The 17,614-nt window shown below is 69.5% G+C and carries 20 protein-coding genes; 12 read left to right on the top strand and 8 right to left on the bottom strand.

What is annotated here, in order from left to right:
• Window positions 1-3 precede the first annotated feature (3 nt).
• The 4 genes from lnt (at window position 4) to AB0K15_RS12205 (ending at window position 3,485) form a co-directional block, all read left to right on the top strand.
• Window positions 4-1,629 (top strand): apolipoprotein N-acyltransferase, encoded by a 1,626-nt coding sequence (gene lnt / locus AB0K15_RS12220; protein ID WP_364048655.1) that lies wholly within the window; start codon window positions 4-6, stop codon window positions 1,627-1,629.
• A 23-nt stretch (window positions 1,630-1,652) separates the two neighbouring features.
• Complete coding sequence (locus AB0K15_RS12215; RefSeq protein ID WP_360601452.1) at window positions 1,653-2,420, top strand: polyprenol monophosphomannose synthase; 768 nt, start codon at window positions 1,653-1,655, stop codon at window positions 2,418-2,420.
• A gap of 326 nt (window positions 2,421-2,746) precedes the next feature.
• A complete protein-coding gene (locus AB0K15_RS12210; protein ID WP_364048653.1) occupies window positions 2,747-3,070 on the top strand; it encodes a hypothetical protein in 324 nt (107 codons plus the stop codon).
• A gap of 103 nt (window positions 3,071-3,173) precedes the next feature.
• Window positions 3,174-3,485 (top strand): hypothetical protein, encoded by a 312-nt coding sequence (locus AB0K15_RS12205; protein WP_364048651.1) that lies wholly within the window; start codon window positions 3,174-3,176, stop codon window positions 3,483-3,485.
• Window positions 3,486-4,131: 646 nt separating this feature from the next.
• Here AB0K15_RS12205 and AB0K15_RS12200 read toward each other — a convergent pair.
• A complete protein-coding gene (locus AB0K15_RS12200; RefSeq protein ID WP_364048649.1) occupies window positions 4,132-4,830 on the bottom strand; it encodes an alpha/beta fold hydrolase in 699 nt (232 codons plus the stop codon).
• A 119-nt stretch (window positions 4,831-4,949) separates the two neighbouring features.
• Between AB0K15_RS12200 and AB0K15_RS12195 the strand changes: the two genes are divergently transcribed.
• On the top strand, window positions 4,950-5,288 hold the full coding sequence (locus tag AB0K15_RS12195) for a helix-turn-helix domain-containing protein (protein ID WP_364048647.1): 339 nt from the start codon (window positions 4,950-4,952) through the stop codon (window positions 5,286-5,288).
• 147 nt (window positions 5,289-5,435) lie between these two features.
• Here AB0K15_RS12195 and AB0K15_RS12190 read toward each other — a convergent pair whose 3' ends face one another.
• From AB0K15_RS12190 to AB0K15_RS12180, 3 genes are all read right to left on the bottom strand, one after another.
• A complete protein-coding gene (locus tag AB0K15_RS12190; RefSeq protein ID WP_091613651.1) occupies window positions 5,436-5,783 on the bottom strand; it encodes an RNA polymerase-binding protein RbpA in 348 nt (115 codons plus the stop codon).
• A 225-nt stretch (window positions 5,784-6,008) separates the two neighbouring features.
• Window positions 6,009-6,755, bottom strand: a complete 747-nt coding sequence (locus AB0K15_RS12185; protein ID WP_364048645.1) for a thymidine kinase — start codon at window positions 6,753-6,755, stop codon at window positions 6,009-6,011.
• 34 nt (window positions 6,756-6,789) lie between these two features.
• Window positions 6,790-8,190, bottom strand: a complete 1,401-nt coding sequence (locus AB0K15_RS12180; RefSeq protein WP_364048643.1) for an MFS transporter — start codon at window positions 8,188-8,190, stop codon at window positions 6,790-6,792.
• Between the two features lie 246 nt (window positions 8,191-8,436).
• On the opposite strand from AB0K15_RS12180, the gene AB0K15_RS12175 reads away from it, so the two are divergent.
• Window positions 8,437-9,138, top strand: a complete 702-nt coding sequence (locus AB0K15_RS12175; RefSeq protein ID WP_364048641.1) for a transglycosylase family protein — start codon at window positions 8,437-8,439, stop codon at window positions 9,136-9,138.
• Between the two features lie 9 nt (window positions 9,139-9,147).
• Here AB0K15_RS12175 and AB0K15_RS12170 read toward each other — a convergent pair whose 3' ends face one another.
• Window positions 9,148-9,933: a glycerophosphodiester phosphodiesterase gene (locus AB0K15_RS12170; protein WP_364048639.1), complete on the bottom strand. Its 786-nt coding sequence runs from the start codon at window positions 9,931-9,933 to the stop codon at window positions 9,148-9,150.
• Window positions 9,934-10,023: 90 nt separating this feature from the next.
• Between AB0K15_RS12170 and AB0K15_RS12165 the strand changes: the two genes are divergently transcribed.
• Both AB0K15_RS12165 and AB0K15_RS12160 read left to right on the top strand, forming a co-directional pair.
• Window positions 10,024-10,380: a hypothetical protein gene (locus AB0K15_RS12165; protein WP_364048999.1), complete on the top strand. Its 357-nt coding sequence runs from the start codon at window positions 10,024-10,026 to the stop codon at window positions 10,378-10,380.
• Window positions 10,381-10,530: 150 nt separating this feature from the next.
• Window positions 10,531-12,123, top strand: a complete 1,593-nt coding sequence (locus tag AB0K15_RS12160; RefSeq protein WP_364048637.1) for an AMP-binding protein — start codon at window positions 10,531-10,533, stop codon at window positions 12,121-12,123.
• 4 nt (window positions 12,124-12,127) lie between these two features.
• Here the strand turns inward: AB0K15_RS12160 and AB0K15_RS12155 are convergent, their stop codons facing one another.
• Window positions 12,128-13,123, bottom strand: a complete 996-nt coding sequence (locus AB0K15_RS12155; protein WP_364048635.1) for a tyrosine-type recombinase/integrase — start codon at window positions 13,121-13,123, stop codon at window positions 12,128-12,130.
• Window positions 13,124-13,937: 814 nt separating this feature from the next.
• Between AB0K15_RS12155 and AB0K15_RS12150 the strand changes: the two genes are divergently transcribed.
• From AB0K15_RS12150 to AB0K15_RS12135, 4 genes are all read left to right on the top strand, one after another.
• Complete coding sequence (locus tag AB0K15_RS12150) at window positions 13,938-14,792, top strand: phosphotransferase (protein WP_364048633.1); 855 nt, start codon at window positions 13,938-13,940, stop codon at window positions 14,790-14,792.
• A 205-nt stretch (window positions 14,793-14,997) separates the two neighbouring features.
• Complete coding sequence (locus AB0K15_RS12145) at window positions 14,998-15,372, top strand: metalloregulator ArsR/SmtB family transcription factor (protein ID WP_364048631.1); 375 nt, start codon at window positions 14,998-15,000, stop codon at window positions 15,370-15,372.
• A complete protein-coding gene (locus tag AB0K15_RS12140) occupies window positions 15,369-15,875 on the top strand; it encodes an SRPBCC domain-containing protein (protein ID WP_364048629.1) in 507 nt (168 codons plus the stop codon). The genes AB0K15_RS12145 and AB0K15_RS12140 overlap by 4 nt, the downstream gene beginning before the upstream one ends.
• Window positions 15,863-16,426, top strand: coding sequence for a dihydrofolate reductase family protein (locus AB0K15_RS12135; RefSeq protein WP_364048627.1), 564 nt, complete (start codon window positions 15,863-15,865; stop codon window positions 16,424-16,426). The genes AB0K15_RS12140 and AB0K15_RS12135 overlap by 13 nt, the downstream gene beginning before the upstream one ends.
• A gap of 52 nt (window positions 16,427-16,478) precedes the next feature.
• On the opposite strand, the gene AB0K15_RS12130 is transcribed toward AB0K15_RS12135, so the two are convergent.
• Entirely contained in the window at window positions 16,479-17,081 is a 603-nt protein-coding gene (locus AB0K15_RS12130) for a hypothetical protein (protein ID WP_364048626.1), read from the bottom strand.
• A 122-nt stretch (window positions 17,082-17,203) separates the two neighbouring features.
• Window positions 17,204-17,593 (bottom strand): VOC family protein, encoded by a 390-nt coding sequence (locus tag AB0K15_RS12125; RefSeq protein ID WP_364048624.1) that lies wholly within the window; start codon window positions 17,591-17,593, stop codon window positions 17,204-17,206.
• Window positions 17,594-17,614: the final 21 nt, after the last annotated feature.

Here is a 17,614-nt window from a genome sequence, read left to right as displayed (position 1 = left end):
GGCGTGGCAGTGACTGTCGCGGACCCCGAACCGGGCGCTCCGCACGAAACGACCTCCAAGCGGCGGAAACGACCGCGGTTCACGCGCGCGTGGCTGGTGCGGCTCGTCGCCGCCGGCGCCACGGGCTACCTGTACTACCTCAGCTTCGCGCCGAGACCGCTGTGGTGGCTCGCGCCGATCGCGTTCGCCGGGTTCGCGCTCGTCCTTCGTGGACGGTCGCTGCGCGGCGCGTTCGGTTACGGCTTCGTCTACGGCGTCGTGTTCTTGCTGGCGCTGCTGGTGTGGCTGCAGGACTTCCTCGGCCGGGAGTTCGGGCCGTGGCCGTGGCTGGGGCTCTCGTGCGCGCTGTCGCTCTACTTCGGACTCGCCGGGGTGCTGATCCGGGTGGTGTCCCGGCTGCCGCTGGCGCCGCTGTGGGGGGCGCTGGTGTTCGTCGCGCTGGAGACGCCGCGGGCGTGGTTCCCGCTCGGCGGCTTCCCCTGGGGCCGCGTCGCGTTCAGCCAGCCCGAAGGCGCGTACCTCTCGCTGGCCTCGGTCGGCGGCGCACCGCTCGTCGGGCTCGCGGTCGTGCTCAGCGGCTTCGGTCTCGCCGCACTGGCCGCCCGCCTGTGGGAACAGCGCAAGCTGCGCGACCGCCGGCTCATCGCACCGCTGGTGCTCACGTTCCTGCCGGTCGTCGCCGGGCTCGCGGTGTGGCCGACGGTAGGCACCGGCGCGCAGGACGGCTCGCTCACCGTCGCCGCCGTGCAGGGCAACGCACCCGACGTCGGCATCGCGCTCGAAGGCGAGCGTGACGTGCTGCGCCAGAACCACCTCGCCGAGAGCGCGAAGCTGCTCGGGCAGATCCAGGCGGGCAAGGTACCCAAACCCGACCTGCTCGTGTGGCCCGAGACCGCCACCTACCTCGACGGCGACGACCCGGCCATCGACCAGATGGTGAACTCCTACGGCGTGCCCGCCATCATCGGCGCGCTCTACCGCCTGCCCGACGGCACCGCCCAGAACTCCGCGATCGTCTGGGACCCGAAAACCGGCGAGGGCCAGCGCTACGCCAAGCAGCAGCTGGTGCCCTTCGGCGAGTACGTGCCCGCCCGCGACATCGCTCGGCTGGTCACCCCGTTCGTCGACGACACCGCCGACATGCGCACGGGCGACGGCAGCAACGCCGCCCTGTCGGTCGCGGGTACCAAGGTCGGCGTGTTCATCTGCTACGAGACCGCGTTCGACTACCCCGCGCGCGAAGCGACCGACGACGGCGGCGAGCTGCTCGTGGTGCCGACCAACAACGCGTGGTTCGGGCCGGGGGAGATGAGCTACCAGCAGCTGGCGATGTCGCGGCTGCGCGCGGTCGAACACGGGCGCGCCGTGGTGGTCTCGGCCACGTCCGGGGTGAGCGCCCTGGTGGCCCCCGACGGGACGATCACCAGCTCAACCAGCCTTTTCACCGCAGATGCCCTGGTCGGCCGCGTGCCGCTGCGGACAGAGACTACGCTGTCGGATCGACTCGGTGCGTGGACGGAGTACGGACTGCTGGCACTGGCGATCGCCGGTGTCGCCGGCGGGTTCGTACTCCGTTTTCGCACTCGGCGCGCGAGCGCCGGCACGACAGCAGGGGAAGCGGCGGGCTGAACCGCCGGATTCGGAGGAGACGGATGGCGCAGGCGCCGCGGGGGGCCGAAGGAATCGAGCCGGTGCTGGTGGTGATCCCGACCTACAACGAACGGGAAAACCTGGGCCCGGTTCTGGACCGGCTCCACAAGGCACTCCCGGACGTCCACGTGCTCGTCGTCGACGACGGCAGCCCGGACGGTACCGGTGAGCTCGCCGACGAGCGGGCCGCCGCCGACGAGCGCGTCCACGTGCTCCACCGCACGGAAAAGGCCGGGCTGGGCAAGGCCTACATCGCCGGGTTCCGCTGGGGCCTGGCGCAGGGCTACGCCACGTTCGTCGAGATGGACGCCGACGGCTCCCACGCCCCGGAGGACCTGCCGCGGATCCTGGACGCCGTCGCGGACACCGACCTGTCCATCGGCTCGCGTTACGTGCCCGGCGGCAGCACGGTCAACTGGCCGCTGAGCCGCCAGCTCCTCTCGCGCGGAGCGAACCTGTACTCGCGCATCGCACTGGGCCTCAAGGTCTCCGACATGACCGCCGGCTTCCGCGCCTACCGCCGGCCGGTGCTGGAGAAGCTCGAGCTCGACGAGATCGCCTCCCACGGTTACTGCTTCCAGATCGACCTCACCCGCCGCACCGCCGATGCGGGCTTCGACATCGTCGAGGTCCCCATCACCTTCACCGACCGCGAGATCGGCCAGTCGAAGATGAGCGGCGACATCATGCGCGAGGCGTTCTTCCGCGTCGCGGAGTGGGGCGTGAAGAGGCGCCTGGAGCAGGTCAAGCGCCTGCTCGGCCGGCACTGACGCACCCGGTGACCACGAGAGTCCGCCGCCCCGGTCCACGGGACGGCGGATTTCTCGTGTCCGGGGGAACTTGTGCGGGAACGGGAGATCCATCGGGCCGCCGCCGACTCGCGGTGTTCGCGGTGGTGGGCGGCCGGTCCCGGGGCGAGGCTTCGGCGCCGGCCCGCAGGCTGGTCACGATCCTCAGCCGCACGGGATCGGCGAGGTAGTGCTCGAGGGCCAGCCCGAACGGGCGCGCGAGCGGCAGGAACACCCGCATCTCGCGATCCGCGTGGCGTATTTCATCCGATGCGAATACGGGGTGGTTCGCACCTTTCAACGACTCCGTGTTGCTCGACCTGCGCACGCTGCAGCTAACCGTTGCAGCGAACCACGCCGCAGCGTCGGCGCGCCACAGCCGGCACCTCCGGGCGCTCGGGATCCCGCTTCGACTGGCCAAAGCCGCGGCCGTCCGCGAGCTGGTGCTCGAAGTCCCTGCCCCGGTCGTCGCCGACGCGCTCGGCTTCCACCACACGACGACCACCCGCCAGGTGCGGAACGTCGGCGGCGGCTGGACCAGGTACGCCGCCGCCCGCCAGCGGTGCTACCAGCAGCTCCAGGTGTGGCATGCTGTTGACATGATGTCGACCCAACGGGGCAATGCCTCGTAGGAAGCCAGGCGTTGTCCGCGCCGATGGACCAGGGGCCCGCGACCGCCGGTCGGCAACACGCATTCCCGGTGTCGGCCGGGGAACGCAGATCGCCATCGAGATCGTGGAGACCCGCGATCTGTGGGCCGGGTACTTTTTCAACGCGTTTGACCGCTATCGACGCTTCCTACGGCAGCCGGGCCGCTGGTTGTATGTTCCCTGGCCCGACTGCCCGTGCTGTGATCCGGTCGAGGCCCGCGACGAACTGGAAGCCGCCCTGCGGGCGTTGCCGCACGAGGCCCGCGCTGAACTGCGTCGGGTCCTTGCTCCGCTCGATGACGAGTTCAGGCGAAGGACCCTGCACGACCCGAAGGCGAGTTCGATCAGCCCCTGGCATGCGGCTGCGTGGTGGCGTCAGCGACTGGATGAACGGTAGGACGGTCACCCCTTGCAGCCTTGAAGCTGTCGCAAGGCGACAAGCGCGTGCTGAGCACCTTCGCTTCCGAACCGGAATACGCGTAGATCGAATATGGGAGCCCGCCAGTGGCCTGTCGACGGTGCGGGGTCGCTACGTGGCTGCCGAACTAGACATTGAGGAAGGCTGCAACATCTGAATTGAAGACTCGAAGGTCTTCGCCTGGGATGAGGTGAACCCGCGCGGTGGCTGTCCAGACCGCGGGATCTTCCTCGGTCGGCTCGGGAAAGCGCAGAGTCCAGGAAAACCAGAGTCGAGGCTCTGGACGAAGCTGTCGAGGCCGTCACCGTTGAGTGTCTCCACCTCCAGGGACGCCGAGAGGCCAGGAGCCTCAACGCGGGCACCGAACAAGACCAATGCGTCGCGTGTGGTCATCTGCACCGCCGCCAGAAGCCGCGGTCGGCGGGCGAGACCCGGCTCATCGACACGGTGTATCCACCCGGTCAGCATGAGGGGCGCTTCGTTCCCGCGACCAGTCGACACGCTTGCAATCGGCGGTGGGCTGCATCGGAACCGCTCCGCACTTGTCGCGACGCGAATACACGACGTTCGAATACGAGACCCGGCCGGCACGACGCGGAGCCGGAGATCCGTCCTCTCGCGTGGCCTAAGCTTCCTCGATCAGCAGCCCGGCGAGCTCGACCGGCGTGGTGATCATGCAGTCGTGGCCGGTCGCTAGTTCACGCACGCGCTCGCCGGGTGGGACGGGGCGGCGGGTTATGCCCTCCGGCCGGGCCCCGACGCAGTGGATGTGCGTACGCGGGATCGTGCGCGCCGCCGGGTTGGTCAGGCGGACCGGCTCGGAAAGGCACCGTACCGGGTGGTCCGACAGCATCGAGCGCAACCAGGCGACGTCCTCGGGATCGGTGACTCCGAACAGGCCGAGCGGTGGTGGCTGCTCCGGCATCGGCGGAACCCGCCACCCGTCCACGGCGGCGTCGATGAGCTCCTTGGTGACGGGAAGGACGTCGACCGCGGACTCGCCGTCGTCGGGGACCATCGCGTCGAGGAACACCAGGCGCGCGATCCGCTGAGGAACCCGGTGGGCGACCCCGGAGATGACCATCCCGGAATAGCTGTGCCCGACGAGCACGACGTCGTCGAGACGCTCGTTTTCGATGAGGCCGGCGATGTCATCGAGGTGGGTGCCGAGCCGGATCTCGGGGCCCAGCAGGTGCGCTTTGTCGCCGTAGCCGGTCAGTGACGGCGCGAGCACCCTGTGTCCGGCCGACTCCAGCAGCGGAACCACCCGGTCCCAGCTCCGCCCGCTGTGCCAGGCGCCGTGTACCAGCAGAAAGGTGGCCATGATCGTACGGTTCCTCCTTGTGCCTCGGTACCCTTTGGTAACCGCGATCATCGTGGTCCCCACGACGCGCGCCGGGCAATACGGCACTTTTCGGTGCCCCGGTTCCCAGGAGGTAACCCATGCAGGACCCGTGCCAGGCCCGCGAGGTCCTCGGCATCGTCGGAGACAAGTGGGCACTGCTGATCGTGCGCACGCTCAAGGACGGGCCGCGCCGCTTCACCGAGCTCAAGCGCGCCGTTGACGGCATCAGCCAGCGCATGCTCACCGTGACCCTGCGCGACCTCGAGCGCGACGGGATCCTGACGCGCACGGTCCGCAACGTCATGCCACCGCACGTCAGCTACGAGCTGACCACGATGGGCCGGACCCTGCGCGAGGCCACCGCACCGCTGCTCCAATGGAGCATCACGCACCTGCCGCACATCGACGCGGCCCGTGCGGCGTACGACAACCGCTAGGCGGCCTGCGTCTCCGGCTCAACACCGCCGGCCTCGACCGCTCTCCGGCGCGACCGAACCGGCCCGGACATGCGAAAGGCCCCCGTGGAGGGAGGTCACGGGGGCCGATCGATCGGGGATGGGTGGGAGCCAGCTACTGGCCGAGGCTCACGCGGACCGGCTGGTCCGGCGTCCCTTGAGCTCGGCGAGACGTTCGTTCAGCAGGTCCTCGAGCTCGGGAATGGAGCGGCGCTCCAGAAGCATGTCCCAGTGGGTCCTGGGGGGCTTGGTCTTCTTCTGCTCGGGCTGCCCGCCGTCGACGATCTCACTCTCGCTGCCGTGCAGGCGGCATTCCCAGACGGTCGGGATCTCGGCGTCGTCGGAGAACGGCACCTCGAACTCGTGGTTCTTGGGGCACGCGTAGCGCACGGTGCGGCGCGGGGCGAGGTCGTGATTGCGGTCGGTCTCGTAGCTGACCGCTCCCAGCCGGCTTCCACGGAGAACACGGTCGGCCATGATGGGGTCCTTTCAGTCAGCTCCGGGTGGAGCCAGGGTGTTGCTCACCCTATGCAACGAACGGGGCGTCCGGGGGATTCCCCGGTAACCATGTCGTTGCTCACGATGAGCTGTGTCACCCTTCGGCATCAGCTTCCTCTACTGGGACACGTTTCGCGCTCCGGCGTGACGCAGACACCGCCTTCCAAGTGCGGATATCCCCCAGTTGGGCTACTGGCACTGCGTTCACGACAACCGTAACTGACCGTGGTGGGCCGTCACGGGTCCCAAGTTACCCAACCGGAAGTGTCGGCGGCACAATACCTGATAACGGACCGTAGTTGATTCAGCATCGGAACGTGCCGAAGCTGAAGATTCAACTACAGACTGTTCGGTATCTGCTACCACAACGGTGTCACCCTCACGGAGTATTTCGTCGTCCGCCACGCGCGCGTTGAACCGGCCCGGCAGGCCGCACCAGCACAGCACCTCGACCTGCACCGGCTGCAGCTCGTCGGCCAGTTCGAACAACCGGCCCGCGCCCGGGAACAGCCGGCTGCGGAAGTCGGTGGCGATCCCGAAGCAGTACACGTCGATCCCGGCCTCGTCGGCCAGCTCCGCCAGCTGGTCGACCTGCACGGGGGAGAGGAACTGCGCCTCGTCGACGATGATGTAGTCCACGTGCTGCCCGCCGGCCCAGCGCTCGCGCACCAGGTCCCGCACGTCCGTGCTCGTGCCGACCTCCGTGGCGCGGCGCGTGATCCCGATCCGGCTGCTGATCTGCGGCGCCCCGGACCGGTCGTGGCGCACCAATACCAGCCCGCGCCGGCCCTGCCGCGCGTGGTTGTGGTCGATCTGCAGGGCCAGCGTCGACTTCCCGCAGTCCATCGGGCCGTAGCAGAACTTCAGGCGGCCGCCCCGGGCGCGCGCGGCGGGGACCGGGGACAGCGCGTCGGTGGGATCGTCGGGCACGGCTTCTTCGAGGGCAGTCACGACGATCGACCCTATCCGGCCCCGGCCCGCCCCCTCACAGCACGGCGGGCGGACGGTTCCCGGCCGCCACGATCGCGCGCCGCACCGGCACCAGCGCCACGAACACGAACCCGAGGACGAAGAAGATCACCAGCGCGACGATCGCCAGCCGGAACGACCCCGTCGCCTGCCCGACGCCCGCGAACACCAGCGGACCCAGCCACGACGTGCCCTTCTCGCCCACGACGTAGAGCGAGTAGTACTGCGCGTCCTTCCCGGCCGGGATCATCTGGCTGAACAGCGACCGCGACAGCGCGTTGGTCCCGCCCAGCACCAGCCCGATCCCCACTGCCACCGCGTAGAACTGCAGCGGCTGCTCCGGCTGGATGAAGTACGCACCCGCCAGCACCACGACCCACAGCACCAGGCTGCCCAGGATCGTCCGCTTCGCCCCCAGCCGGCGCGCCACGAGCCCGTGCAGCACCCCGCCCACGTACGCGAGGAACTGGATCACCAGCACCGTGATGATCAGCACCTCGTCGGAGAAGCGCAGCTCGTCCTTCCCGTACTGCGCCGACACCGCCACGACCGTCGAGATCCCGTCGGCGAAGAGCAGGTAGCTGCCCAGGAACGCCAGCGTCAGCGGGAACGCCTTCGCCTCCACCGCCGTCCGCCGCAGCTCCCGGAACCCGGCCCGCAGCACCGACACCCCGGGCTCGACCGCCACCGGCGTGTGGACGCGGGGGAGCGCGCGCAGCACCGGAATGGTGAACACCGCCCACCACAGGCCCGAGGTCAGGAAGCAGATCCGCACCGCCGTGCCCGTGTCCACGCCCAGCGCGTCACGGCTGAGGTAGAACGCCAGCTGCAACGCGAGCGCGAGCCCGCCGCCCAGGTACCCGAACGCCCAGCCCTTCGCGGACACGTCGTCCCGCTCGTCGGGCTCGGCGATGTCGACCAGGAACGAGTAGTAGACGACCAGCGAACCGCCGTAGCCGATGTTCGCGACGACGAACAGGGCCGCACCCAGCTGCCAGTCGGAGCCGGCCATGAAGAACATCAGCGCCGACGCCACCGCGCCCAGCCAGGCGAACCAGCCCAGGATCCGCCGCTTGTTCCGGCTGCGGTCGGCCACCGCGCCCGCGATCGGCAGCACCAGCACCTGCACCACCGTCGCCACCGAAAGCAGATAACCCCACGTCGAACCGGCGGGGAAATGCAGCCCGAACAACGACACGTCGCAGTTGTGGAGCTTGTCGTCCGCGCCGGACGCGTCGAGGCACGCCTTGTCCCCGTTAAGGGTGATGTTCTGCTTCGCGTCCGCCGCCGCGACAGTGCTCATGTAGAGCGCACCGAACACGGTCGTAACCGACGAATAGAACGGCGAATTGGCCCAGTCGTAGAAGTACCAGCCCCACCGTTCCCGCTTCTTGTCACGGGTCTCGGCCAGCGTCATCCACGGCTCCTCAGCGGTCGCGAATCTCCAGGTCAGGCGGCACACTACTGGGGCGGCCGCGCGGGACACCGCCGAACGGGTAAACCGTGTCCGGTTCGTCGCCCGCCGATCATCCGCGCTGAGCCGAACGGCTCTCGAAATGGCACGCGAGGCGTGTCGCTCACGTGATTCTTTGCCATTTTGTGTGAGACTGGTGTGCGTGGTGTGACTCTTGTGGTCAATGGGTCGCGTGCTTACTGTGCACCCATGACCAACCGCGTTCGCACTGCTCACCGCGGTGCCGCGAGGATCGTGCTCCTCGCGGCCGCCGTCCTGGGGCTGCAGCTCGCCGTCGCCGGCGCCGCGTCCGCGGACCCCTCGTCCGGCTCCTGGGCCAAGCTGCGCATGTGCGAGGCCAGCGGCCGCTACACGATCAACACCGGCAACGGCTACTACGGCGCCTACCAGTTCGACCTGCCCACCTGGCGCAGCGTCGGCGGCCAAGGCCGCCCCGACCAGGCCAGCCCGCGCGAACAGGACTACCGCGCGCTCTACCTCTACCGCATGCGTGGCTGGCAGCCCTGGCAGTGCGCCGGGATGCTCAAGCTCACCGGCGACGCCGACGCCCGCAGCAAGCGCATCCCGTCCTACGACGAATCCGCCTACATGGGCGGCACCGGCCTGCCCGCCCCGCCGACCCCGAAGCCACAGCCCGCACCCCCCGCACCGCCCGGCGGGATGCCCGCCTGGCCCGGCGTCGTCTACGCCTACGGCGACTGCGCACCCGCGCTCAAGACGTTCCAGCTCCGCATGAACGCCTTCGGCTACGGCTTCACCGGCACCGGCTGCTACTACGACAAGACCAAAACCGCCGTGCTCGACCTGCAGCGCGCCAACGGCATCAAGGACTCCGGCCGCCTCGGCCCGCTCACGTGGAAGGCCGCCTGGCAGGGCAAACGCCCCCGGTAGAACCGCGGCTCAGCCGGCCTGCTGCCACACACCCCGCTCGACGAGCACGTCGCGCAGCAGGTCCGGCCGATCCGTCACGATCCCGTGCACACCCAGGTCCAGCAGCTCCCGCATCTGCGCCGGATCGTCGATCGTCCACACGTGGACCTCGAACCCCGCCCGCTGCGCCGCCTTCACGAACGAACGGTCCACCACCGTCAGCGGCCCCTGCTTCACCGGCACCTGCGCCAGATACCCACCCGCGAACCGGCTCAACGGCACCGGCGGCACCCACCCATTGGCCCACACCATCAGCACCGACCGCGGCCCCATCGCCGTCACCAGCTTCGGCCCCGCCAGCCGCCGCAGCCGCACCAGCCGCGAGTCCGAAAAGGACGCCGCCGCCACCCGGTCGATCGCACCCGTGCGCTCCAGCACCCGAACGAACGGCTCGACTGCACTGTTCGCCTTCACATCCACGTTGAACCGCGCCTGCGGCAGCTCCTCCAGCACGTCCTCCAGGCGCGACAGCGTCGCCCGCCCGCCGACCTTGACGTCCTTCACCTGCGCCCACGTCTGCGCCGCGATCGACCCGCCACCATCGGTCGTCCGGTCCAGTGTGTCGTCGTGGTGCACCACCACCACACCGTCCGACGTCGCGTGCACATCCGTCTCGACGTACCGGTAACCCTCCTCGACCGCGCGCTTGAACGCCGGCAGCGAGTTCTCCATCCCCTCCAGCTCGTCGAGGTGCCACCCACGATGGGCGAACGCACGGGGGAGCGGATCCGACAGGTACGGAAACGGTGGGCGCATCCCCACAGTGTGCGCCACCGGCATGGCCTCGGCATGAGAACACGATGGCCAGCTAGGGTCTGGCGGGTGAGGGAACTGGCCGAGCACCCGATGACCGGCGACGAACTGGTCGTACCGCGCCGCAGCAACGCACCCAAGCACTGCGGCTGGTGCGGCCGCCGCCTGCCCGAAGGCGGCAACGTCGGCCGCCGCCGCCGCTACTGCGGGCAGTCCTGCCGCCAGCGCGCCTACGAACGCCGCACTGCCCTGCAACGCAGCGGCCTGCCCGAAGACGCCGTCGTGCTCTCCGACACCGAGATCGCCGCCCTGCAGGACCGCCTCTTCCAGCTGCGCTGCGCCGCCGAAGACATCGCCACCGCCACCCACGACGGCGCCGACGCCGACGAACTCCGCCGCCTCGCCGAAGAAATCGTCCTCGCAGCGAAAGACCTCGAACAGCTCCGCTGATCCATTCGAGCGCCTCCACCGAGATCCCCAGCGGCTCCGCGGTGAATTCCAGCGGCTCCGCCGGCCCGCCGGGCGGACTAGAGTCCGGAATGTCCCCGGGGGGGACTGCCGGCAGCGAAGCCGTGCGCCGGCCGAGCGAGGGAGACGCCCGTGACGAAGGCCGCGTTCACACCCGCCACCGAACTCGACGCCGTCCGCGAACTCACCGTCGGCGCCCTGCTCCGCGAAGCCACCACCCAAGCCTCTGACGCACCCGCCCTCGTCGAAGGCCTGCCCGACCCCGAGGCGCGCCGACGCTGGACCTACAGCGAACTCCTCGCCGAAGCCGAAGACGCCGCCCGCGCCCTGCTCGGCCGCTTCCAACCCGGCGAACGCGTCGCCGCCTGGGCCAACAACATCCCCGAATGGGTCCTGCTCGAAATGGCCACGGCCCTCGCCGGCCTGACACTCGTGACCGTCAACCCCGCCCTGCGCGAAGCCGAACTCCGCCACGTCCTCGGCCAGTCCGGCGCCTCCGGCGTGTTCCTCGTCAGCGAATACCGCGGCACCCCCATGGCCGCCATCCTCGACCACGTCCGCCCCGACCTGCCCGAACTGCGCGAAACCATCCGCTTCGAAGACTGGCGCGCCTTCCGCGCCTCCGGGCTGCCCACCCAGTCCCTGCCCACCGTCGAACCCGGCGACCCCGCCCAGATCCAATACACCTCCGGCACCACCGGCACCCCCAAAGGCGCCGTCCTCCACCACCGGGGCATCACCAACAACGCCCTGCTCTCCTACGCCCGCACGCTCGACATGCGACCCGGCGAGAACTTCGTCAACCCCATGCCCCTGTTCCACACCGCAGGCTGCGTGCTCGCCACCCTCGCCCCGATCGCCACCCTCGGCACCCAGGTCCTCATGCCCTGGTTCGACCCCGCACTGCAGCTCGCCCTGCTCGAACAGGAGAGGGGAGTGGTCTTCGGCGGCGTGCCCACCATGCTCCTCGCCCTGCTCGGCCACCCCGACTTCCCCAAGACCGACCTCAGCTCCGTCCGCTACGCCCTCAGCGGCGGCGCCCCCGTGCCACCCGCCCTCGTCCGCCGCGTCGAAGCCACCCTCGGCGTCCCGATGTCCATCATCTACGCCCAGACCGAAGCCTCACCCGGCATCACCATGACCACCCCCGCCGACAGCGCCGACGACCGCGCCGAAACCCTCGGCCGCGCCCTGCCAGCCTGCGCCGTGAAGATCGTCGACCCCCTCACCGGCGAAGTCGCCGCCACGGGGGAGACCGGCGAGCTCTGCACCCGCGGCTACCACGTGATGACCGGCTACCACGCCATGCCCGAACAGACCGCCGCCGCCATCGACCCCGAAGGCTGGCTCCACACCGGCGACCTCGCCCGCATGGACGACCGCGGCTACCTCACCATCGAAGGCCGCGTGAAAGAGATGATCATCCGCGGGGGAGAGAACATATACCCCCGCGAGATCGAACACGTCCTGCTCGACCACCCCGCCGTCGCCGACGTCGCCGTGATCGGCATCCCCGACCCGGAGTGGGGCGAACAAGTCGGCGCCTTCGTGCTCCTGCGCCCCGGCGCCGACGTCGGCGAGGAAGAACTGTTCGCCCACGTCCGCGAACACCTCGCACCGCACAAGACACCCAAGGTGTGGCAGTTCGTCACCGAGTTCCCGCTCACCGGCTCCGGCAAGATCCGCAAACACGTCCTGCGCGAGCACTACCTCGCCGCCCACTGAACACTCAGCCCGCATCACCCGCGCCCAGCCCGTCCAGCGCGCGGTACGTCCGGTTGCTCGCCGCCGCAGCCCGCTGCTCCCGGCCCGTCGCCTCGATGTAGTTCTGGCTCGTGGCCAGGCTCGCGTGCCCCAGCAACGTCATGATCTCCGACGCCGTCGCCCCGTCCTCCGCCAACCGCGTCGCGAAGGTGTGCCGCAATGCGTGCAAGTTCGCGCCCGCCGGCACGCGGTCGTGCAACCCCGCCCACCGGTAACACGACTTCACCAGGTACTCCAGCGCCCCACGCCCGATCGGCTCACCCGCCCGGTCGCGCAGCAACGGCTCCGACGCCGGGAACCGCGACCGCGGAAACCGCCGCCGGCACGACTTCCCGTAGTCCTCGATCAGCTTCGCCAGCACCGGCTGCACCGGGATCGACCGGTCCCGGCTGCCCTTGCCCGAGACGTGCAACCGCAGCTCACCGTCCCGGCCCACCACCGACCGCGGCGTCAGCGCCCGCATCTCCGCCGCCCGCAACCCGGCCACCAGCCCGAGCGCCAGCACCAGCACGTCGCGCTCGGGCCACGGATCCCGCGCGCGCCGCGCACCGTCGGCCGCCGCGGCGAGCAACCGCTCCGGAGTTTCCTCACCCCGCAACGGTTTCGGCACCAGCGGGGGAGTCTTGGGCCGGGCGACCGCACCCATGGGATTGCCCGCGAGCAGCCCGTCGGACACGCAGAACGTGAGGAACTGGTTCCACGTCGACCACGCCCGCAGCACCGAGCTCTTCGCGTGCCCGTCGGCGAACGCGCCGAACGCCGTCCGCAGCGCCGGCGCCGTCAGGTGCTCGACGTCCAGCTCCTCGGGCGCGCGGCCGAGCTCCTGGAGCAGGAGAGTGGTGATCCCGGCCAGATCACGACGGTAGGCGGCGGTGGTGTGCGGCGAGTCCTTGCGCGGCCGCCGTGCCGCGAAGAACGCTTGCTGTGCCTCGGAAACCAGCATGTGGATCTTGTACAGCACAGCACCGACAGTTCTGACACCCGGACGCTTGTCCGGTATGCTGCATAATGGCGATTATGCATGAAACGCGGTTGCGGAGGCGATGAATCCCCTTGGGGGACAACGGTTCTCTCGGTCTCGCGCCCTCGGCTCGCCTGGCCGGTTTGGTGAGTTCCTGGCGGTGCTGTGCGGCGTTGCCGAGGGATCGTTCATCTGTTCGAGTGGTCGCCGGCGGTCGTCTTGGGCGGTCCGTCGAGGGCTGATCGGCCGTCGATGCTCCCGTGCGCGTGTTGGTTCCGCACTTCCGATGTCCCGCCAGTCACGTTCAATTCGTCACGGTGACGAATTGAACGGGTGTTTCGGGCGGTGCTGACGCCTGAACTCGGGGATCTCCACGGAAGTCTCCGGACGGCCTCCAGGGAGGCTCGCTCAGGACCTCTCGCGCGGTGGGCGGTCGGTCGGGCGCGGATCGCGGCGTCCCGACGGGGCTTCCGTGGGCACGGTCTCGTCCGCGGGTGTTCGAGCCTCTCGGGTCAGTCTCCTGGAGCCCCTCTCCGGGCTTCCTGCCGCAGGTCGGCCAAGTGCCGATAATGTACATTATGTCAAGTAACCTTCTGCGTAGTGCATCTGATGAATCAGCAGTCCTCCTCCGCGCCAGCAGTCATTGCCGACGTGATGGTGGTTGAGATGGCCTCCTGGCAGGCGCTACGCCTGAGTTCCGGGTGGCCCGGCGCCCGCGACAGCTGCCCCGACACCGGGGCCGGCAGGCGCTCAAGTACCGTGACTCCCCATCATCGAATCCGAGATCGAGATCAGCGAAGATCTGGTCCGTGACTTGCTGCGGGAGCAGCATCCGGACCTGGCCGAGCTGCCCATCCGCGAGGTGGCCGGCGGCTGGGGAAACCAGATGTGGCGCCTCGGGGACGACTTGGCCGTCCGAATGCAGCGGATGGACAAAGGCTCCGATCCACAGCTCAAGGAACGCCGCTGGCTGCCACTGCTGGCCGCACGCCTGCCGCTGCCGATCCCGACTCCGGCGCGGAGCGGTACACCGTCCGAGCGCTTCCCCAAGATCTGGACGGTCATGACATGGGTTGAAGGCACGCCCCTGGACCACGGCTCGATCACCCGCGGCGACCACGCGGCCGACATGCTGGCGGCCTTTCTCAAGGCGCTGCATGTGGACGCGCCCGCCGGCGCGCCGGACTCCTCGGACTTCGGAGCTCACCCCAAGGAGTGCACGGGCGGGTTCGAGCACTTCCTGCGGGCCGTGGACCTCGGCGGGTTCGCCGAGGACGACATCCGGGCTGTGTGGGACGACGCGGTGGCGGCTTTCGAGTGGCAGCGGCCACGGGTGTGGGTGCACGGTGACCTGCATCCCGCGAACGTCGTCATCGCGGACGGCACGCTGGCGGGCATCATCGACTTCGGCGCAGTCTTCGCCGGCGATCCGGCGTGGGACCTTGCGGCCGCCTGGCTGCTGCTCCCCGCGGGAGGCGCCGCGCGGTTCTTCGACGGCTACGCCCAGGCGGACGAGGCGACGGTCCGCCGGGCGCGCGGGCTGGCCGCGATGAAGAGCCTGTTCTTGATGCTGATGGGCCAGAACGGGGACCGCGGCCTGCCCGGCGGCAAGCCGAACTGGGGGCCCGCGGGCCGATCGGCACTTGATCGTGTCCTGAAGGGCCTTTGACGTCGGCCTGGATCGACCGGCTCTCCCCTGCGGCCGTGACCACCCCTGGAGCCGGTCGCAGGCACTACTGAGCGTCGTCGGCGCACGCGTGAGGAAGCCTGGCGCTCCGGGCTCCGTGGTGCCGCTCGCTCCGGGTTGCCGCCGTTGACACGATCACTCGCGTTCCCCTACGTTTAACACGTTGGTTAAGTGAAGGGAGCTTCCGATGGCTGGCACCGATCAGCTCAGTGCGGTGTTCTCGGCGCTGGCCGACCCGACTCGACGGGCGATCATCGCCGAGTTGGCCACACGCGACGCCACGGTCACCGAGCTCACCGCTCCCCTGTCGATCTCGATGCCGGCGGTGTCGCGGCACCTGAAAGTGCTCGAGCGCGCCGCGCTCATCTCGCGGTCGCGGTCGGGCAAGTGGCGCGCGAGCCGTCTCGAGGCTGCCCCGTTGCGCGAGGCGGCCGACTGGATCGAGCGCTACCGGCGGTTCTGGGACTCGTCCCTCACCCGCCTCGATGCCCGCCTCGCCGCGGTGCAGGCCGCCGAGCGGGCGACGGACCGGATGGTCGACGAACCCAGGGAGCTCGAATGAAAACGGAACCTCCGCAGCTCGTCATCTCGCGGGTGTTCGACGCGCCGAGGGAGCTCGTCTATCGAGCCTTCACCGATCCCGACCACTTGGCGGCTTGGTGGGGCCCGGTCGGCACCTCACTGCCGCGCGATGAGATCGAGTTCGACGTGCGCCCCGGCGGCTTTCAACGGTGGACGGAGGTCAATGCGGCCGACCCCGAGCTTCGCGTGCACGTCCACGTCGACCTCACCGACGTCGCCGACGGCGAACTGATCGAAGGCGTCATGCACGTCGGTGGCCGGCTGCCGGAGGGCATTGAGCCGTTCGAGACGAGACTGCGGGTCGAGTTCCACGACGAGGCTGACGGGCGGACGCGACTGGAGATCCGCCAGTGGCTCCCCGAACATCTGGCGCGCCGCAGCGAGGAGGGTTGGCGCCAAGCGTTCACCAAGCTGGACGCCACGCTGATGAATGTCCGGCCTGGTGCGAACCACCATCGAGAGGTAGCGGCATGGCAAAGCTGATCTACGTGACGAACGTGTCGCTCGACGGTTACATCGAGGACGAACGCGGCGCCTTCGACTGGTTCCCGCCCGACGACGAGGTTTTCGCGTTCACCACCGACCTCCTGCGGTCCGCGGGCACGTTTCTCTACGGGCGGCGTCTGTACGAGTCGATGGCCGTCTGGGAGACCGACGCCGCTCTGGCCGCGCAGTCCGACCTCATGGCCGACTTCGCGCGCGCCTGGCAGGCGGCGAGCAAAGTCGTGTACTCCTCGAGCCTCGCCGCGGTGTCCACTGCCGACACTCGGCTCGAACGCCGTTTCGACCCCGCGGCAGTACGCGAACTGAAGGCCGCGGCCGGCAGTGATCTCACCGTGGGAGGCGCCAATCTCGCGACGCAGGCTTTCAAGGCCGGGCTGGTCGACGAATGCCAGTTGTTCGTCCTGCCCGTCGTGGTCGGCGGCGGCAAGCCAGGGCTGCCGACCGGGATGCGTGCCGACCTCGAGCTCCTCGATGAGCGCCGATTCCGAAACGGCGTCGTTTACCTCCGCTACCGCGCTCTCGGACAGTGAACGACCGCCCGAGAGCCGGCGGCGCGGCTCGGCGCCTCCGCCGTCGAGGCCACTACTCCGTCGCCGCTGGTACCTCGTCGGCCGGGCGGCGACGTCGGGACCGCGACCGGTCTGCCCAGAAGACCCATCCGAAGATCATCAAGAGATCGATGGCGGCGACGACGATGCCGACGGTGAAGTCGACCTCGTCGGGCCGGTGCAGGTCCACTGCCGCTGCCGGGTCGGCGACCACGTCGACGACCGAGCCCGGTTTGTCGCCGTCCACGGCCACGATGCCGTGCTGCCCGTCCGGCGTGGCGACGATCAGCGCTTCGCGGGTGTACTTGCTCGGCGGTGTGAACTGCTCGGCGGTCCAATGGTCGGTGTAGCCGGTTGCGGTCGCCCGCACCTGCTCGCCACGCGTCTCCAGGACGAATCCGTCGACGGCGGAGAGCCCGGCCATGAAGATCATCACGAGGTGGAACCCGGCGACGAAAGTGCTCAGCAGGATGAACACCCCGGACCGGGCCAGAATCGCCGGGACCACGAGGATCAGGGCGGCGCTGACCCAGATCAGCAGGGTGCCGCCGCCACCGTGGAACACGGCCAGCGCGACGCCGATCCAGGTCACCGCGACCAGTCCGAGTGTGACCGACACCGTGCGTACCCAGATCATGGCCGAATCGTAGCGGCGCGAGGCAGCCGGATGCCGGGTGCCGGTTCCGGCGTTCACCCGCTCGGGGTTGGCGTGATCGGCTGCCTCCAGGTCCACTCGCGCCGGCTGCTTCTCCCCCGGCCTCAGCTCGTCGCGAGCATGTCCACGTAGTGCGGGTTGGACATGATGCCGAGGACGTTGCCGAACGGGTCGACGACCGAGGCGGTGACGAAACCGTGGCCGCGTTCGCGCAGGCCGTCGTGTTCGGCCGCACCCAGGGCGATCAGGCGGTCGAACGCGGCAGGCAGGTCGTCGACGTGCCAGTAGACGATCGCGCCGGCCGGCCCGTCGGGTGCCGGCGGCAGGAATTGGCGGTCGATGATGCCGAGTTCGGCTTCGTGGTCGCCGAGGCGGTATTCGATGTAGCCGGGTCTCGAGAAATACGGCTCGATGCCGAGCACCTCCGTGTACCAGGCCTGGGCGGCGGAGAGGTCGCCGGCGGAGAAGTTCAGGGTCGCCATTCCTCGCAGCATGGTGTGGTCCTTTCGTCCGGA

The organism is Amycolatopsis sp. NPDC049253 (assembly GCF_040678995.1).
Classification (GTDB): domain Bacteria; phylum Actinomycetota; class Actinomycetes; order Mycobacteriales; family Pseudonocardiaceae; genus Amycolatopsis.
The sequence above is the reverse complement of the archived record's forward strand: the minus strand, read 5'-3'. Positions and strand labels throughout refer to the sequence as shown.

Excerpts from the sequence above, each read along its gene's own strand:
- AB0K15_RS12200 (WP_364048649.1), bottom strand. The coding sequence starts at position 4,830 with ATGGCCACCTTTCTGCTGGTACACGGCGCCTGGCACAGCGGGCGGAGC.
- AB0K15_RS12165 (WP_364048999.1), top strand. The coding sequence starts at position 10,024 with ATGACCGGCGACGAACTGGTCGTACCGCGCCGCAGCAACGCACCCAAG.
- AB0K15_RS12170 (WP_364048639.1), bottom strand. The coding sequence starts at position 9,933 with ATGCGCCCACCGTTTCCGTACCTGTCGGATCCGCTCCCCCGTGCGTTC.
- AB0K15_RS12125 (WP_364048624.1), bottom strand. The coding sequence starts at position 17,593 with ATGCTGCGAGGAATGGCGACCCTGAACTTCTCCGCCGGCGACCTCTCC.
- AB0K15_RS12190 (WP_091613651.1), bottom strand. The coding sequence starts at position 5,783 with ATGGCCGACCGTGTTCTCCGTGGAAGCCGGCTGGGAGCGGTCAGCTAC.
- AB0K15_RS12130 (WP_364048626.1), bottom strand. The coding sequence starts at position 17,081 with ATGATCTGGGTACGCACGGTGTCGGTCACACTCGGACTGGTCGCGGTG.
- AB0K15_RS12145 (WP_364048631.1), top strand. The coding sequence starts at position 14,998 with ATGGCTGGCACCGATCAGCTCAGTGCGGTGTTCTCGGCGCTGGCCGAC.
- AB0K15_RS12175 (WP_364048641.1), top strand. The coding sequence starts at position 8,437 with ATGACCAACCGCGTTCGCACTGCTCACCGCGGTGCCGCGAGGATCGTG.
- AB0K15_RS12180 (WP_364048643.1), bottom strand. The coding sequence starts at position 8,190 with ATGACGCTGGCCGAGACCCGTGACAAGAAGCGGGAACGGTGGGGCTGG.
- AB0K15_RS12195 (WP_364048647.1), top strand. The coding sequence starts at position 4,950 with ATGCAGGACCCGTGCCAGGCCCGCGAGGTCCTCGGCATCGTCGGAGAC.
- AB0K15_RS12140 (WP_364048629.1), top strand. The coding sequence starts at position 15,369 with ATGAAAACGGAACCTCCGCAGCTCGTCATCTCGCGGGTGTTCGACGCG.
- AB0K15_RS12135 (WP_364048627.1), top strand. The coding sequence starts at position 15,863 with ATGGCAAAGCTGATCTACGTGACGAACGTGTCGCTCGACGGTTACATC.
- AB0K15_RS12215 (WP_360601452.1), top strand. The coding sequence starts at position 1,653 with ATGGCGCAGGCGCCGCGGGGGGCCGAAGGAATCGAGCCGGTGCTGGTG.